Annotated in this window: 16 protein-coding genes; 14 read left to right on the plus strand and 2 right to left on the minus strand. The window is 59.2% G+C overall.

Features of this window, described 5'->3' with window-relative positions; translation table 11 throughout:
- From ACIQ39_RS06540 to ACIQ39_RS06555, 4 genes are all read left to right on the plus strand, one after another.
- Positions 1 to 284, plus strand: a 284-nt coding sequence (locus tag ACIQ39_RS06540) for a proton-translocating transhydrogenase family protein (protein ID WP_396433805.1), incomplete at its 5' end; no start/stop codon positions are given.
- Positions 285 to 483: 199 nt separating this feature from the next.
- Positions 484 to 1,902 carry a Re/Si-specific NAD(P)(+) transhydrogenase subunit beta gene (pntB, locus tag ACIQ39_RS06545; RefSeq protein WP_396433806.1) on the plus strand — a complete coding sequence of 473 codons (1,419 nt, stop codon included), beginning with the start codon at positions 484 to 486 and terminating at the stop codon, positions 1,900 to 1,902.
- A gap of 128 nt (positions 1,903 to 2,030) precedes the next feature.
- A complete protein-coding gene (locus ACIQ39_RS06550) occupies positions 2,031 to 3,713 on the plus strand; it encodes a long-chain-fatty-acid--CoA ligase (protein ID WP_396433807.1) in 1,683 nt (560 codons plus the stop codon).
- A gap of 273 nt (positions 3,714 to 3,986) precedes the next feature.
- Positions 3,987 to 4,748: a 5'-methylthioadenosine/adenosylhomocysteine nucleosidase gene (locus tag ACIQ39_RS06555; RefSeq protein WP_396433808.1), complete on the plus strand. Its 762-nt coding sequence runs from the start codon at positions 3,987 to 3,989 to the stop codon at positions 4,746 to 4,748.
- Between the two features lie 9 nt (positions 4,749 to 4,757).
- Here ACIQ39_RS06555 and corA read toward each other — a convergent pair whose 3' ends face one another.
- On the minus strand, positions 4,758 to 5,744 hold the full coding sequence (corA, locus tag ACIQ39_RS06560; protein ID WP_396433809.1) for a magnesium/cobalt transporter CorA: 987 nt from the start codon (positions 5,742 to 5,744) through the stop codon (positions 4,758 to 4,760).
- Between the two features lie 295 nt (positions 5,745 to 6,039).
- On the opposite strand from corA, the gene ACIQ39_RS06565 reads away from it, so the two are divergent.
- The 4 genes from ACIQ39_RS06565 to hprK all read left to right on the plus strand — a co-directional run bounded on the left by ACIQ39_RS06565 (position 6,040) and on the right by hprK (position 9,437).
- Positions 6,040 to 7,260 (plus strand): MFS transporter, encoded by a 1,221-nt coding sequence (locus ACIQ39_RS06565; protein WP_396433810.1) that lies wholly within the window; start codon positions 6,040 to 6,042, stop codon positions 7,258 to 7,260.
- A 262-nt stretch (positions 7,261 to 7,522) separates the two neighbouring features.
- A complete protein-coding gene (hpf, locus tag ACIQ39_RS06570) occupies positions 7,523 to 7,852 on the plus strand; it encodes a ribosome hibernation-promoting factor, HPF/YfiA family (protein WP_396433811.1) in 330 nt (109 codons plus the stop codon).
- Positions 7,853 to 8,002: 150 nt separating this feature from the next.
- Positions 8,003 to 8,470 carry a PTS sugar transporter subunit IIA gene (locus tag ACIQ39_RS06575; RefSeq protein ID WP_396433812.1) on the plus strand — a complete coding sequence of 156 codons (468 nt, stop codon included), beginning with the start codon at positions 8,003 to 8,005 and terminating at the stop codon, positions 8,468 to 8,470.
- A 25-nt stretch (positions 8,471 to 8,495) separates the two neighbouring features.
- The gene (gene hprK / locus ACIQ39_RS06580) at positions 8,496 to 9,437 is read left to right on the plus strand and encodes an HPr(Ser) kinase/phosphatase (protein ID WP_396433813.1); all 942 of its coding nucleotides are present in this window, start codon (positions 8,496 to 8,498) and stop codon (positions 9,435 to 9,437) included.
- Between the two features lie 15 nt (positions 9,438 to 9,452).
- On the opposite strand, the gene fur is transcribed toward hprK, so the two are convergent.
- Complete coding sequence (gene fur / locus ACIQ39_RS06585; protein ID WP_396433814.1) at positions 9,453 to 9,890, minus strand: ferric iron uptake transcriptional regulator; 438 nt, start codon at positions 9,888 to 9,890, stop codon at positions 9,453 to 9,455.
- Positions 9,891 to 9,986: 96 nt separating this feature from the next.
- Here fur and ACIQ39_RS06590 point away from each other — a divergent pair, with 96 nt between their 5' ends.
- The 6 genes from ACIQ39_RS06590 (at position 9,987) to lptE (ending at position 15,780) form a co-directional block, all read left to right on the plus strand.
- Positions 9,987 to 10,520 carry an outer membrane protein assembly factor BamE gene (locus ACIQ39_RS06590; RefSeq protein WP_396433815.1) on the plus strand — a complete coding sequence of 178 codons (534 nt, stop codon included), beginning with the start codon at positions 9,987 to 9,989 and terminating at the stop codon, positions 10,518 to 10,520.
- Positions 10,521 to 10,589: 69 nt separating this feature from the next.
- Entirely contained in the window at positions 10,590 to 11,405 is an 816-nt protein-coding gene (gene dapB / locus ACIQ39_RS06595; RefSeq protein WP_396433816.1) for a 4-hydroxy-tetrahydrodipicolinate reductase, read from the plus strand.
- 19 nt (positions 11,406 to 11,424) lie between these two features.
- Positions 11,425 to 12,069 (plus strand): MotA/TolQ/ExbB proton channel family protein, encoded by a 645-nt coding sequence (locus ACIQ39_RS06600; RefSeq protein WP_396433817.1) that lies wholly within the window; start codon positions 11,425 to 11,427, stop codon positions 12,067 to 12,069.
- 5 nt (positions 12,070 to 12,074) lie between these two features.
- Positions 12,075 to 12,494, plus strand: a complete 420-nt coding sequence (locus tag ACIQ39_RS06605; protein WP_396433818.1) for an ExbD/TolR family protein — start codon at positions 12,075 to 12,077, stop codon at positions 12,492 to 12,494.
- An 81-nt stretch (positions 12,495 to 12,575) separates the two neighbouring features.
- A complete protein-coding gene (gene leuS, locus ACIQ39_RS06610; RefSeq protein WP_396433819.1) occupies positions 12,576 to 15,230 on the plus strand; it encodes a leucine--tRNA ligase in 2,655 nt (884 codons plus the stop codon).
- A gap of 4 nt (positions 15,231 to 15,234) precedes the next feature.
- Positions 15,235 to 15,780 carry an LPS assembly lipoprotein LptE gene (gene lptE / locus ACIQ39_RS06615; RefSeq protein ID WP_396433820.1) on the plus strand — a complete coding sequence of 182 codons (546 nt, stop codon included), beginning with the start codon at positions 15,235 to 15,237 and terminating at the stop codon, positions 15,778 to 15,780.
- Positions 15,781 to 15,788 lie beyond the last annotated feature (8 nt).

Genomic DNA, 15,788 nt, shown 5'->3' on the forward strand with positions numbered 1-15,788 from the left:
TCTTGTCGCACTTCACGGTCTTTGTGTTGGCCTGTTTTGTGGGCTACATGGTGGTGTGGAACGTCAAGCCCGCGCTGCACACGCCGCTCATGAGCGTGACCAACGCGATCAGCTCCATCATCGCCATTGGCGCGCTGGTGCAGATCTCGCCCATCGCCGCGGCCGCCGATCGCCCCAACACGCTGATCATCATCTTGGCCGCGCTGGCCTTGGTGCTCACGGCCATCAACATGTTTGGCGGCTTTGCCGTCACCCAGCGCATGCTGGCGATGTTCAGAAAGTAATGAATTTGGGGACAGATCTTCAGCTCTGTCCCCAACCGATTAATGAATGAATTTGGGGACAGATCTTCAGCTCTGTCCCCGACTGACCAAAGAATTTGGGGACAGATCTTGAGCTCTGTCCCCGACTGACAGATGTGACCAAAGAACTTGGGAGCAGGGCTTCAGCGCTGTCCTCAAGAGATTAAGAAAAGAGACATTTATGACCTCAAGCATGGCCACCGTTGCCTACATTGGCGCGACCATCCTCTTCATCCTCAGCCTGGGCGGTTTGTCCAACCAAGAAACCGCTCGGCGCGGCAACCTCTACGGCATGTTGGGCATGGCCCTGGCCGTGCTGGCCACGGTATTGGGCCCCCAGGTCACGGCCGCCGGCATCCCGTGGATCATTGGCGCGATGGCGATTGGCGGGGGCATCGGTCTGTACGCTGCGCGTTCGGTGCAAATGACCCAAATGCCCGAGCTGGTGGCGCTCATGCACAGCATGGTCGGCATGGCCGCGGTCTTGGTCGGTTACGCCACCTATGTGGACCCAGAAGCCTCCAAGAGTTTGGCGGGCGCGGCCCACGCCATCCACGCGGGCGAGATTTACCTGGGCATCTTCATTGGTGCGGTGACTTTTTCGGGCTCGGTGGCGGCGTTTGGCAAGTTGTCTGGCCGCATGGGCGGCAGCCCGCTGCTGCTGCCTGCGCGGCACTGGCTGAACTTGGCGGGTTTGCTCGCGGTGATTTACTTTGGCCGCGAATTCATGCTGGCCGAAACGGTGCAAGAGGGCATGCTGCCGCTGTTCATCATGACAACGATTGCTTTGCTGTTTGGCATCCACATGGTCATGGCCATTGGCGGTGCCGACATGCCGGTGGTGGTGTCCATGCTCAACAGCTACTCGGGCTGGGCCGCTGCAGCCACCGGCTTCATGCTCAGCAACGACTTGCTGATTGTGGTCGGTGCCTTGGTGGGCTCGAGTGGGGCGATTTTGTCCTACATCATGTGCAATGCCATGAACCGCAGCTTCATCAGTGTGATTGCGGGGGGCTTTGGCACCACCGCTGCTGCGCCCAAGGCGGCGGGCGGTGCAGCCGAGCCGGTGGGCGAGGTCAACCCGGTCTTGGCCGCCGAGACCGCCGAGCTGCTGCGCGAGGCGAAAAACGTGATCATCGTGCCGGGCTACGGCATGGCGGTGGCGCAGGCCCAGCACACGGTGTTTGAGATCACCAAGCACCTGCGTGAGAAAGGTGTGAACGTGCGCTTTGGCATCCACCCCGTGGCCGGGCGCATGCCGGGCCACATGAATGTGCTCTTGGCCGAGGCCAAAGTACCGTACGACATCGTGTTCGAGATGGACGAGCTCAACGATGACTTCCCAGACACCGATGTGGCCATTGTGATTGGGGCCAACGACATCGTGAACCCGGCGGCGCAAGACGACCCGAGCAGCCCGATCGCAGGCATGCCGGTGCTCGAAGTCTGGAAGGCACGCACCAGCATCGTGATGAAGCGTTCCATGGCCAGCGGCTACGCGGGCGTGGACAACCCGCTGTTTTACAAAGACAACAACCGCATGCTGTTTGGCGATGCCAAAAAGATGCTGGATGAGGTGTTGATGGCATTGAAATCCTAAGCATTCAAGCTCAGCACTAACCACGAGGCTGGGTCTGACCCAGCCTCTTTTTTGTGGCGTAAACCCCAAGGTTTTTCGCGTCAGTCAGCTGTCAGTTTCAGTTAGACTGATTTGCAGGAGAACCTGATATGAACTTGAATCCCGTTTGGTTAAAGAGTTACCCAGAAGGTGTTCCGGCTCAGATCGATCCCAGCCTGTACAGCTCCTTGGTGGGTTTGCTTGAAGACAGTTTTTCCAAGTTTGCAGAGCGCACCGCTTACAGCTTCATGGGCAGAGACTTCAGCTTTGCCCAGACCGATCAAGAAAGTTTGGCCATGGCGGCCTACTGGCAATCCTTGGGCTTGAGCAAGGGCGATCGGGTGGCCATCATGATGCCCAATGTCCCGCAGTACCCGGTGGCCGTGGCCGCTGTGCTGCGCGCCGGTTTGGTGGTGGTCAATGTCAACCCGCTCTACACCGCCCGCGAACTGGAATACCAGCTCAAAGACGCTGGTGCCAAAGCCATTGTGATCATCGAGAACTTTGCAGCCACGCTGGACAAGTGCATCGCGCAAACCCCGGTTCAGCATGTGGTGCTGGCGGCCATGGGTGATCGGCTGGGGCCGCTCAAAGGCAGCTTGGTCAACTTTGTTGTGCGCAAGCTCAAAAAGTTGGTGCCCGATTTCAAGCTGCCCCAAGCGGTGCGCTTCAACCAAGCCTTGCGTGTGGGACGGCAACAGGCTTTTCGCAAACCCGAGTTGTTGGCCGATGACATCGCCGTGCTGCAGTACACCGGAGGCACCACCGGCGTGTCTAAGGGGGCCGTGCTGTTGCACCGCAATGTGATCGCCAACGTGCTGCAGTCTGAGGCTTGGAACGCGCCGGTCATGAAACGCATCCCTGCCGGCCAACAGCCCACCAATGTGTGTGCCTTGCCGCTGTACCACATCTTCGCTTTCACCGTGAACATGATGTTGGGCTTGCGCATGGGCGGTAAAACCATCTTGATCCCCAATCCGCGCGATCTGCCTGCGGTGCTCAAAGAGTTGTCGCAACACACTTTTCACAGTTTTCCGGCTGTCAACACCTTGTTCAATGGCCTGGCCCATCACCCCGATTTTGGCCGTGTCAACTGGGCAAACTTGAAAGTGTCTTTGGGGGGTGGCACGGCCGTGACGCCGAATGTGGCCAAGCTCTGGCTGGAGAAAACCGGGTGCCCCATTTGCGAGGGTTATGGCTTGTCAGAAACCAGTCCGTCTGCCAGCTGCAACCCGACCACCAGCACCGAGTTCACTGGCACCATCGGCCTGCCCTTGCCCAGCACTTGGATGAAGTTGCTGGACGACGATGGCCACGAGGTCACCACACCGGGCATGCCCGGCGAGATCGCCATCAAAGGCCCCCAGGTCATGGCCGGTTATTGGCAACGACCCGACGAAACGGCCAAAGTCATGACGCCCGATGGCTTTTTCAAATCCGGTGACGTGGGCACCTTCGACGCCGCGGGTTACTTCAAGATCGTGGACCGCAAAAAAGACATGATGCTGGTCAGTGGCTTCAATGTTTACCCCAACGAAGTGGAAGAGGTCGCCTCTGCTTGCCCGGGTGTGTTGGAGTGCGCCGCCATTGGCGTACCCGATGAAAAAACGGGCGAAGCTGTGAAATTGGTGGTGGTCAAAAAAGACCCGAATTTGACCGAAGCGCAGGTCTTAGCCTATTGCCGCGAGCATTTGACGGCGTACAAACTGCCGCGTTTGATCGAGTTCCGCACTGAGTTGCCCAAAACACCCGTGGGTAAAATTTTGCGGCGTGCATTGCGTGCGCCGGTATGACGGGCTCAAAACGCTGCTGTCTGTTGTGTCTTGGCAGCCTGTGAATCTCCCAAACGCAGTCACAAGCGCCCAAGGCCGTGCGCAGCGGGTGTGCAGCGGCATGGTCCACATGTTGACGGTGGGTCTTGTCAGGGCGTTCAGCCGTTGTGAGTGTGTTCATCGGGTTGATGCCGACCCGCTGGCTCAAGAGGGGCGTTTGCTGCACAGCACAGCCGCTGTTTTGGTGCTTGGCGGCAAGGCCCGGGCTTCATCCCGCTGGGTTGAAGGCGTGCCATGGCGGTGATCGGCATCATGAGTGCCCTGCACGAAGAGCTGTCGGCCGTGCTCGCCATGCTGCCCGACGAGCAGCGGGTCAGCGTGGCAGGGCGCGATTTTTGGGTGGGTCATTGGCAAGGCCATGCGGTGGTGGCGGTGCTCTCACGCATCGGCAAAGTGGCCGCCGCCACCACGGCCACGGTGTTGCTGGAGCGTTTTGCTGCAGACACCGTGGTCTTCACGGGGGTGGCCGGTGGCTTGGGCGAGCGGGTGCAGGTGGGTGATGTGGTGGTGGCCAGCGGCTTCATGCAGCACGACATGGATGCCTCACCGCTGTTTCCCCGCCATGAAGTGCCGCTGTATGGTCGCGCCCGTTTTGTGGCCGATCCGGCTGTTTCTGTGCAAATGGTGTTGGCCGCCCAAGCGGTTCTCAGTCGCTTTGAGCTGCACCTGGGCTCGGCCACAGTGGCCAATTTTCGGCTGGGTGCGCCCCGAGTTCACCAAGGGCTGGTCATCAGCGGCGATCGTTTTATCGCCACTTCGGCTGAACGCCAGGCTTTGCGCTTGCTTGTGCCAGATGCCCTGGCGGTCGAGATGGAGGGCGCAGCAGTGGCGCAAGTGTGCTGGGGCTATGGGGTGCCTTTTGCGGCGCTGCGCACCGTGTCAGACCGCGCCGACGATGCGGCGCACACGGACTTTCAGTGCTTCATCCGCGAAGTGGCCAGCCGCTACAGCCTAGCGATCTTGTCGCAGTGGCTGAGCCAGCGCGCTGCGGCCTGAGCCAGGGCCTTATTTGAGCCAGCCCCGGCGGCGGAAATACCACATGGGCACCACGGCGCTGGCGATCATCATGATCAGGGCAAAAGGGTAACCCCACTTTTGCGACAGCTCGGGCATGTACTGGAAGTTCATGCCGTACAAACTGGCAATCAGTGTGGGCGGCAGCAGTGCCACACTGGCCACCGAGAAAATTTTGATGATTTTGTTTTGGTTGATGTTGATGAAGCCCACGGTGGCGTCCATCAGAAAGTTGATCTTGTCAAACAAAAATGCGGTGTGCGAATCGAGTGAATCGATGTCGCGCAAAATTTGTCGGGCCTCATCAAATTGCTCAGCGTTGAGCATTTTGGAGCGCATCATGAAGCTGACAGCGCGCCGCGTGTCCATGGCGTTGCGCCGGATGCGGCCATTCAAGTCCTCTTGCCGGGCAATCGCCCCCAGCACTTCACCGGCCATGGCATCGGTGACATCGCCCGAAAGCACTTTTTTACCAGCGGTTTCGAGGTGGTCGTAAATGCCCTCCAGCGTGTCGGCCGAGTACTCGGCATCGGCGTCAAACAACTTGAGCAGCACATCTTTGGCATCTTCAATCAAGCCCGGGGCACGGCGCGCGCGCATGCGCAGCAGGCGAAACACCGGCACATCCTCATCATGGACAGAGAACAGCACGCCTTGACTTTTCAGATCGGCATTGTGTTGGTTCAAGATGAAGGCGCAGCGCACGGTTCGGGGTTGGTCCTCTTGGGCAATCAAAAAGTCAGACCGGATGTGCAGCTCGCCGTTGTCTTCTTGGTAAAAGCGGGCCGACTCCTCGATGTCTTCGTCCATCGCGTCTTCCGGGATGAACAGGCCGAAGTACTGTTTGATCCAACGCTTTTCCTCCAGCGTGGGTGACTCCAAATCGACCCAAATCGGCTGAAATCGAGAGAGTTCCTCCAAAGACTCGATTTCTTCTTGAAAAAGTCGGCCGTTCACGAGGGTAAAGATGTTGAGCATGGCGAATCCAAAAATGGCCGGGTGCCAGAACTTCTGTGGGCTGCAAACAGTGGGTGGCAGCGCTCAGAGGGTGGTCAGGGTGCATAAGTTGTTTGAAATCCACCCCTGTGGGTAGTTTGCACGGCCAGATGACACCCGCATGAATGGGCCAATTATCGCACTGCAGCAATGGGGCAATTTGCGCCATGGACGCGCTCTTGGGTGCTTGTCAGGCCCCAACGGGACTTGTTTGAACACGAAGGTCAAAGGGGCAGGCCGTGGGTGTTAAATTCAATCGATTGATTGGCACTGCAAGATGACCCCTCCTTTGACCCCGCAGCGCGAGCGTTGGCTGCTCCTCACGCTGGCCGGTATCCAGTTCACGCACATTCTTGACTTCATGATCATGATGCCTCTGGGGCCGCAGTTCACGGCTTTGTTTGGCATCAGCAACGCCCAGTTCGGATTGCTGGTCGCAGCCTACACCTTGTCTGCGGGCTTGTCGGGCCTGCTGGCCGCCACTTACATTGACCGTTTCAGCCGCAAACAATTGTTGCTGACCCTCTACCCCCTTTTTGGCTTGGCCACTTTGGCCTGCGGTCTGGCACCCGACTACGCCTCCTTGATGGTGGCTCGGGTGGCCGCGGGCCTCTTTGGCGGGGTGTTGTCCGCGCTGGCCCAAACCATCGTGGCCGATGTGGTGCCGTTTGAGCGCCGTGGGCGAGCCATGAGCGTGGTGATGACCGCTTTTTCGGTGTCGACCGTGGCGGGCGTGCCCCTGGGTCTGTTTTTGGCCGCGCAACTCAACTGGCATGCCCCGTTCTTTGGCATCGCCATTTTGGTCGGGCTCTTGACTTGGGGTGCTTGGCGAAGCTTGCCTCGGCTGGATGCGCACTTGCACCACCCCGACAAAACGAGTGTCTGGCGTGGCATCGGCCAAGTCTTGTCGGAGGCGAACCACCTCAAGGCATTTGGGGTGTCAGGCTTGATGATGTTTGCCGGTTTCACGGTCATTCCCTACATCACGATTTATTTACAGTCCAATGCAGGCATGCGGAGCGCCGAGGTGCCTTGGATTTACCTGTGCGGTGGGCTGGCCACTTTGCTCAGTGCGCGCTACTTTGGCCGGTTGACCGACCGGCTTGGCAAGGTCTTTGTGTTTCAGCGGCTGGCCCTGGCCTTGGCTGTGCCTTTGATGGCCACAACTGTGTCCGCAGGTTTGCCATTGTGGGGTTTGCTGATGGTTTCGACCCTGCTGTTCACTGTCATGAGCGGCAGAATGATTCCGGGCATGGCCATGATTTCATCAGCGGTGCAGCCCCGCTTAAGGGGCACATTCATGACCCTGAACTCGGCTGTGCAGTCGGCCTCTATGGGCTTGGCAGCCTTGGTGGGCGGCTTGATCATTGGGCGCGACAGCCAAGGGCATCTGAGCTTTTATTGGCTGGCGGGTTTGTTGGGCGTGGTGGCCAGTTTGCTGAGCGTTTGGTTGGCGGGACGCTTGCAGATGCACGGGACAGAGGTCCGATCCGCTTGATGTCGGTCGCGAGCGTGTCGCAAGACCCGAAAACCGGGGGATGGGCCACTTGGAGCTCAGGCATTGGCCCAAGGGCTCAATGCGCACGATAGCACCGAATGCTGGCTCTGGGTGCATTTAAGCGGTACTTTTCAGGTTTTGCAGGGCGCTGGTTGCTTTTCGAATCGGGGCAGCGCATAGTGGGGCTGAACCACCCGTAAAGTGGCTTCAAAGCCCAGCCTCAGCGAAGCTTTTTCACCCTGACTCTATGGAGACGATGAGCATGAATCTGACCATCAGCGGACACCATCTGGAAGTGACCCCGGCCTTGCGCCAGTACGTCACGGGCAAACTTGATCGCATCACCCGTCATTTCGACCAAGTGGTCGACGTCAAAGTTTTGTTGACTGTCGAAAAGCAGAAAGAAAAGGACAAGCGCCAACGTGCAGAGTGCAATATCCACGTCAAAGGCAGCGACTTGTTCGCACAAAGTGCCCACGAAGACCTCTACGCTGCTGTCGATGATCTGGTGGATAAGCTCGATCGGCAGGTTGTGAAACACAAGGACCGCATCACCGACCACCAACACAGCGCGCCCAAGCGCATGATGTGATGCTCGTTTTGAGCGATTGAGGGCCGCGTTATGCGGCCCTTTTGCTGACTGCGCATGTGCTTTGGGTAGGTGCGCTTTTCGGCCCTGGCCCCCTGATTTGTGTCATGGCCTGTCACCCGTGCGGATCGGGTGCATAATTCGGCCTCGACCATGAACCGACTCTCAACCATATTGCCTGTTGCTCAAGTTCTTGTGGGGGTGGAAGCCACCAGCAAGAAACGTGCATTCGAAGAAGCCGGACTTCTCTTTGAGAATCTCCATGGCTTGTCGCGTGCCCTGGTCACCGACAGCTTGTTTGCCCGTGAGCGACTTGGCTCGACGGGTCTTGGGCACGGTGTGGCCATACCTCACGGTCGTATCAAGGGCCTCAAATCTCCGATGGCCGCCGTGTTCCAACTGGCGCAACCCATTGGTTTTGATGCACCCGACGAACAACCGGTCAACTTGTTGATCTTTTTGTTGGTGCCCGAGGCGGCTACGCAAAAGCACTTGGAGATCTTGTCCGAGATTGCCGAACTGCTCAGCGACACAGCGCTGCGTGAAAATATCAAAAGCAGTGTGGTCCAAACAAGCTTGCACCAATTGATTGCACAGTGGCAATCGGCCCAGACCGTTTGAGCCTTGCCTGCGAGGCCTGCCAGCGATGAAGCCCACCGTCATCAGCGCCGATGTGCTTTTTGAGGACCACCGAGCCCAACTCAAATGGCAATGGTTGGCAGGTCTGGGGGCTTCGGAGCGGCGTTTTGACGAAGTCGCCGTGCGCCAAGCCCGATCAGGCGCAGATTTGGTGGGTTACCTGAACTACATCCACCCCTACCGGGTGCAGATTTTGGGGCCGCGTGAGGTGGCCTATCTGACCGATGCCTCTGCCGAAGACTGCGCCCGGCGCACCGCCCGCATCGTGACCCTTGAGCCCCCCGTCTTGGTGCTGGCCGACGGTCAGGGCGCGCCCGAGGCTTTGTTGGCCATGTGCGAACGGGCTCAAATACCGATGTTCCTGACCCAGCAGTCCTCTGCCTTCGTGATCGATGTGTTGCGGGCGTACCTGTCTAAACACTTTGCTGACCGCACCACCATGCATGGCGTGTTCATGGACATCTTGGGCATGGGTGTGCTGATCACCGGTGAGTCTGGTCTGGGCAAAAGCGAATTGGGCCTGGAGTTGATCTCTCGCGGCAACGGCTTGGTGGCCGACGATGCGGTGGATTTGTACCGCATCAACCAGACCACCGTTGAGGCGCGTTGCCCCGATTTGCTGCAAAACTTGCTGGAGGTGCGCGGCATCGGCTTGCTTGATATTCGCGCCATTTTTGGTGAAACAGCCGTGCGCCGCAAAATGCGGCTCAAATTGATCGTCCATTTGGTGCGCAAAGAGACCTTGGAGCGAGACTACGAGCGCTTGCCTTCAGAGCCTTTGACGCAAGATGTGCTGGGCATACCGATACAAAAAGTGGTGATCCAGGTCATGGCCGGTCGCAACATCGCGGTCTTGGTGGAGGCGGCTGTGCGCAACACCATTTTGCAAATGCGGGGCATAGACACCTACCAAGAGTTCATTGATCGCCAGCGACGCGCCATGGGCTGAGCAGGGTATGCGCCCTCAGCGGGTGGTGGCGGTGCGGTGCGGGCAGGGATTTTGCGTGCAATGGGCGTAAAGACTCAGGGCATGGTCTGCAATGACAAAGCCCTTGGCTTGGGCCACAGCCTGCTGCCGGGACTCGATTTCGGCATCGTAAAACTCCTCGACCCGGCCACAGTCAAGGCACACCATGTGGTCATGGTGTTGGCCCTCGTTCAGTTCGTAGACCGCTTTGCCACTTTCAAAGTGGTTGCGGCTCAGGATGCCCGCTTGTTCAAACTGGGTCAACACGCGGTAAACGGTGGCCAGCCCGATGTCGGCATGCTCCTTGATCAAGTGGCGAAACACATCCTCAGCCGTCATGTGGCGCATCACGCCACTTTGGAAAACCTCCAGGATTTTCAGGCGCGGCAAGGTGGCTTTCAGCCCGTTGTTTTTAAGTTCGTCGATTTGGCTCATGGTGACAGTGGTTTCGGTCGACGCAGCCAGGTGGTGACACACCAACCGCTACAATGAATCGATCATATCGGTATGCCCTCAAACATGACAGCTCGCATGACTTTTCTTTTTTCTGGCCCTCGCTTGGCGACGCTCTTGCTCGCTTTGAGCTTGGTCGGTTGCAGCAGTTTTACTGGGGGCTTAAGTCGAGACGCCTTCAAACCTTTTGTGCCGGAGGTGGTGCAGGGCAATTTTGTCTCCAACGAGCAGCGCCAAGCGCTGAGCCCGGGCATGCCCCGGGCCCAAGTGCGGGAGATTTTGGGCACGCCCTTGATTGCCAGTTTGTTCCACGCTGACCGCTGGGACTACGCTTTCAGCATCCAGCGCCAAGGGGTTGAGCCGCAAAATTTGAGCCTCACTGTTCACTTCAAAGGCGATGTGCTGGACCGGGTTGTCAGCGATGTGTTGCCCAGTGAGGCCGATTTTGCAAACCGCTTGGTCAGACCTCAGGCACGCGGTAAAGTGCCCCTTTTGCAAGCCAGCGAAGAAGACTTGCGTCAATTTGCGCCCGCCGCCAAACCAACGCCAAGCCCAGCGCCGGTCGCACCTCTGCCCGGCCAATACCCACCTCTTGAGCCACCGGTTCGCTGAGTTGGCCAAACGCAAGGCCCATTTTTGGGCGTGATGCCCCTTTGATGATTTCTTTTTAGTCTCCCATTTATGACCCCACAAAAGCTGAAACCCATTGCAGTTGCGGGCGCCTCAGGGCGCATGGGGCACACCTTGATTGAGGCCATTTGGGCTGCGGACGACTGCCATCTGGCGGGTGCTTTGGACATGACGGGCAGCGCCGCGCTGGGTCTGGATGCGGGCGCCTTTTCGGGCCGTGTCACAGGCACGACGGTCACAGACAGCTTGCATGTGGGCTTGCAGGGGGCCTCATGCCTGATTGATTTCACCCGGCCCGAGGGCAGCTTGGCCCACCTCAAAGTTTGCCGTGAGCTGGGCGTACAGGCGGTGATTGGCACCACTGGTTTCACCGATGCCCAAAAATCCGAGATCCGTGACATCGCCCAAGACATCGCCATCGTGATGGCGCCCAATATGAGCGTGGGCGTGAACGTCACCCTCAAGTTGCTGCAAATGGCAGCGCAGGCTTTGTCGACCGGCTACGACATTGAAATCATTGAGGCCCACCACCGCCACAAAGTGGATGCGCCTTCGGGCACGGCGCTCAAAATGGGTGAAGTCATGGCCCAGGCCATGGGCCGTGATTTGAAGCAATGCGCCGTTTACGAACGTTATGGCCACACAGGCGAGCGCGAGGCGTCGAGCATCGGTTTTTCGACCATTCGCGGAGGCGACATTGTGGGCGACCACACCGTGTTGTTTGCAGGCATTGGAGAGCGCATTGAGGTGACCCACAAATCCTCCAGTCGCGCCACCTACGCGCAGGGCAGCTTGCGGGCTGTGCGGTTTTTGGCAGCGCAAAAAAATGGCTTGTTTGACATGTTCGATGTCTTGAATCTGCGCTAAGGCCAAACCAATGCCAGCCATGGGTTTGAACGATTTTTGGCTGCACAGCGATGGGGTCAACCGCGTGTTGGCTTTGATGCTGCTGGCCTTGTCGGTGGGCAGCTGGGTGGTCATCGTATGGAAATGGCGCTTGCTCACGCGTGTGGCGCACGATGTGCCGCGCAGCGTGGCCGCTTTTTGGCAAGCCGCCAGCTTTGACGATGCCCGTCTGCGTGTGGCGCAGTTTGACCGTGAAGCCTGCGTGCTGCCCTTGTTGGACGCCACCTTGCTGCCTTTGGGTGGGACCTTGGCCGCAGCCGGTGAGCGCCACCAGCAACTCACCCGTGTGCTGCGCGAGGCCATGCAGTTGGTTCTGCGGCGTTTGCAATGGGGCCAGGTGCTGCTGGCCACGGCTGGCTCGACCTCCCCCTTTATCGGTTTGTTGGGCACGGTCTGGGGCATTTTCAATGCGCTCAGCGGCATGGCCGATGGTGGCCCTATTCGCATCGAGCAAATCGCAGGCCCTGTCGGCGAGGCATTGGTCATGACCGCTGCCGGTCTGGCGGTGGCGATTCCGGCCGTGCTGGGCTACAACCTGCTGGGGCGGCGCATTGGCCATATCGAGGCCGAGCTTGAGGGCTTTGCCCACGATCTGCGCGCCTTGGCGGCCGACCCCCGGGCTTGACCGACATGGCTTTTGGTCGCCTCTCCAGCCGCCCAAGCGATGCGCCCATGAGTGACATCAATGTCACGCCCTTGGTCGATGTGATGCTGGTGCTGCTGGTCATTTTTATTTTGACAGCCCCTTTGATGACCAGCGCCATTCGGCTTGACCTGCCCCAAAGCGCAGCGGCCCAAGCGGGGGGCTCGCCCCAAGCCATTGTCTTGGTCGTCGATGCCCAAGGCCGGTGGTTTTTGAACGACCAAGCTGTGACCGAAATCGCCTTGCGCGAGCAACTGTCCCAGGCGGCCCGCAGCAATCCCCTGACCGAGTTGGAGTTGCGCGCCGATGCAGCGGTGCCTTACGGCCGGGTGGTCGAGGCCATGGGTTTGGCGCAAAAAGCGGGTTTGAGCCGGATCGGTTTTGTGGCCGAGGTGGTTTCGCCCTGAAGCGGCCCTCTGCTCGCGCGGCTGAGGCATTGCAGCGTCTGTGCCGGGCCAGGACCCACCCAGCCCCTACAATTTGACCTTATGCAAGACAAGTACAACCACCTCGAAGTCGAACCCGCCGCACAGTCCCGCTGGACGGCCCGCGATGCCTACCGCGTCACCGAAGACGCCAGCAAAAAGAAGTTTTACGCCTGCTCCATGCTGCCTTACCCCAGCGGCAAGCTGCACATGGGCCATGTGCGCAACTACACCATCAACGACATGCTCACGCGCAGCCTGCGCATGAAGGGTTTCAACGTCTTGATGCCCATGGGCTGGGACGCTTTTGGCCTGCCGGCCGAAAACGCCGCCCTCAAAAACGGCGTGCCCCCGGCCAAATGGACGTACGAAAACATCGCTTACATGAAGGGGCAACTGCAGGCCATGGGCCTGGCCATCGACTGGTCACGTGAAATAGCCGCGTGCGACCCCGGGTACTACAAGTGGAACCAGTGGCTGTTCTTGAAGATGCTGGAAAAAGGCATTGCCTACCGCAAGACCCAGGTCGTGAACTGGGACCCGGTGGACCAGACCGTGCTGGCCAATGAGCAAGTGATAGACGGCAAGGGTTGGCGCACGGGCGCGCTGGTGGAAAAACGCGAGATCCCGGGCTATTACCTGAACATCACCCAGTATGCGCAAGAGCTGCTCGACCATGTGCAGATCGGCAACCCCAAGGCCACGCTCAAGGGCTGGCCCGACAAAGTGCGGCTGATGCAGGAAAACTGGATCGGCAAGAGCGAAGGCGTGCGTTTCGCTTTCCCGCACAGCATCACAGGCGCGGACGGGGCTTTGATCGGTGAGGGCAAGATGTACGTCTTCACCACCCGCGCCGACACCATCATGGGCGTCACGTTTTGCGCGGTGGCGGTTGAACACCCACTGGCGCTGCATGCGGCTTCTTCTCATCCTGCTTTGGCGGCGTTTTTGGAAGAGTGCAAGAGCGGCGGCACGACCGAGGCCGAGCTGGCCACCCAAGAAAAGAAGGGCATGGCCACGGGTCTGTTCGTCACGCACCCGCTCACCGGAGCACAGGTCGAGGTCTGGGTTGGTAACTACGTGCTCATGAGCTACGGCGATGGCGCGGTCATGGGTGTGCCTGCGCACGACGAGCGTGACTTTGCGTTTGCTTTGAAGTACGCCTTGCCGATTCGGCAGGTCGTGTCCGTCAAGGACCAGGCCTTTGACGACAAGACTTGGCAAGACTGGTACGGTGACAAGCAAAGCTGCAGCTGCGTCAATTCGGGCGAACTCGATGGCCTGAGCCAGAAGGCCGCCGCCCACAAAGTGGCCGAGCTGCTGGCCGCCAAAGGCCTGGGTGAGAAGAAAACCACTTGGCGTTTGCGCGATTGGGGCATCAGCCGCCAGCGCTACTGGGGCACGCCCATCCCCATCGTCCATTGCCCTGAGCATGGCGCGGTGCCGGTGCCTGAAAAAGACCTGCCCGTGGTGCTGCCGCAAGATTGCATCCCCGACGGCTCGGGCAATCCGCTAAACAAGCACGAAGCTTTTCACGCCGGCGTGACGTGCCCGGTGTGCGGCCAAGCCGCGCGGCGTGAGACCGACACCATGGACACCTTTGTGGATTCGTCTTGGTACTTCATGCGGTATTGCGATCCTAAGAATGACCAAGCGATGGTTGCCGATGGTGCCGATTACTGGATGCCGATGGACCAGTACATTGGTGGTGTTGAGCACGCTGTTATGCACCTGCTGTATGCGCGCTTCTGGACCAAGGTCATGCGTGACATGGGTTTGCTCAAAGTGGATGAGCCCTTCACCAAGTTGTTGACACAGGGCATGGTGTTGAACCACATCTATTTCCGACGGAACGAGAAGGGTGGCAAAGACTACTTTCCGCCGCTGGAGGTCACGCCTTCAAATGATGCGCAAGGTCGCATCAAGGGTGGCACGCTGTCCGACGGCACCCAGCTTGAGTACGGTGGTGTTGGCAAGATGGGCAAGTCCGAACGCAACGGCGTCGACCCGCAAGACCTGATCGAAAAATACGGCGCGGACACGGCACGGTTGTACACCATGTTCACCGCGCCGCCCGAGGTGACCTTGGAGTGGAACGACTCGGCCGTGGAAGGCAGCTACCGCTTCTTGCGCCGGGTCTGGAACTTCGCCTTCAAGCACCACGAACTGCTGCGCTCGGCCACGGGCCAAGACCTGAGCCAAGCCGCTTTGGGCGACGCGGCCAAGGCCTTGCGCCGCGAGATGCACTTGGTGCTCAAGCAAGTGGGGTACGACTATGAGCGCATGCAATACAACACCGTGGTGTCGGGTTGCATGAAGTTGCTGAACGCGCTGGAAGACTTCAAACCCGATGGCAGCCCAGGCGATACCGCCGTGCTGTGCGAAGGGGTGTCGATTTTGCTGCGCATGCTCTACCCCGCCTGCCCGCACATCACCGACGAGGTCTGGCAGCAACTGGGTTTGACCAAGGCTGTAGGTGAATTGCTCGACGCGCCGTGGCCCACCGTGGACGAGTCGGCCTTGGCGCGCGAGCAGATTGAATTGATGCTGCAAATCAACGGCAAGCTGCGCGGTGCCATCTGGGTCAGTGCCACGGCAGACAAGGCGCAGATCGAAGCGGCTGCTTTGGCCCATGAAGCCTTCGTCAAGCAGGCCGCAGGTGCCGCGCCCAAGAAGCTCATCGTGGTGCCTGGCCGTTTGGTGAACGTGGTGGTTTGAGCGCATGCAGGCTTTTCTCAAGGCTCGCCGTCACCATTTGCAGGGCTTGCTGGCTCTGGCGGCGGCCACGGGCTTGTCGGCTTGTGGTTTTCAGCTGCGCGGCGCGGGCGATTACGCCTTCAAATCTTTGTATGCCAACTTTTCGAGCACCTCGCCTTTGGGCGTGGAGTTGCGCCGCAACTTGTTGGGCACTGGGCGCATCACGCTCTTGAGCGAACCGCCGCAAATGGCCCAAGCCGATGCCATTTTGGACCTGTTGAGCGAAAGCCGCCAACAGGTGGTGGTGGGCGTCAATGCCTCGGGGCAGGTGCGTGAGTTGCAATTGCGTTTGCGCGTCAAGTTTCGATTGCGCACACCGCAAGGCTTGACTTTGATCGAGCCGGTGGAGTTGGCGCAACAACGCGATTTGAGTTTCACTGAAACCGCGGCCTTGTCCAAAGAAATCGAACAGGCCATGCTGTACCGTGACATGCAGACCGACATCGTGCAACAAATGATGCGGCGCTTGGCAGCGGTCAAGCCCTTGGCTGGGCCTGCGCCCAAGCCCTGAGAGCCGCC

It is taken from the genome of Limnohabitans sp., assembly GCF_044361645.1.
In the GTDB taxonomy this organism is placed as follows: domain Bacteria; phylum Pseudomonadota; class Gammaproteobacteria; order Burkholderiales; family Burkholderiaceae_C; genus Limnohabitans_A.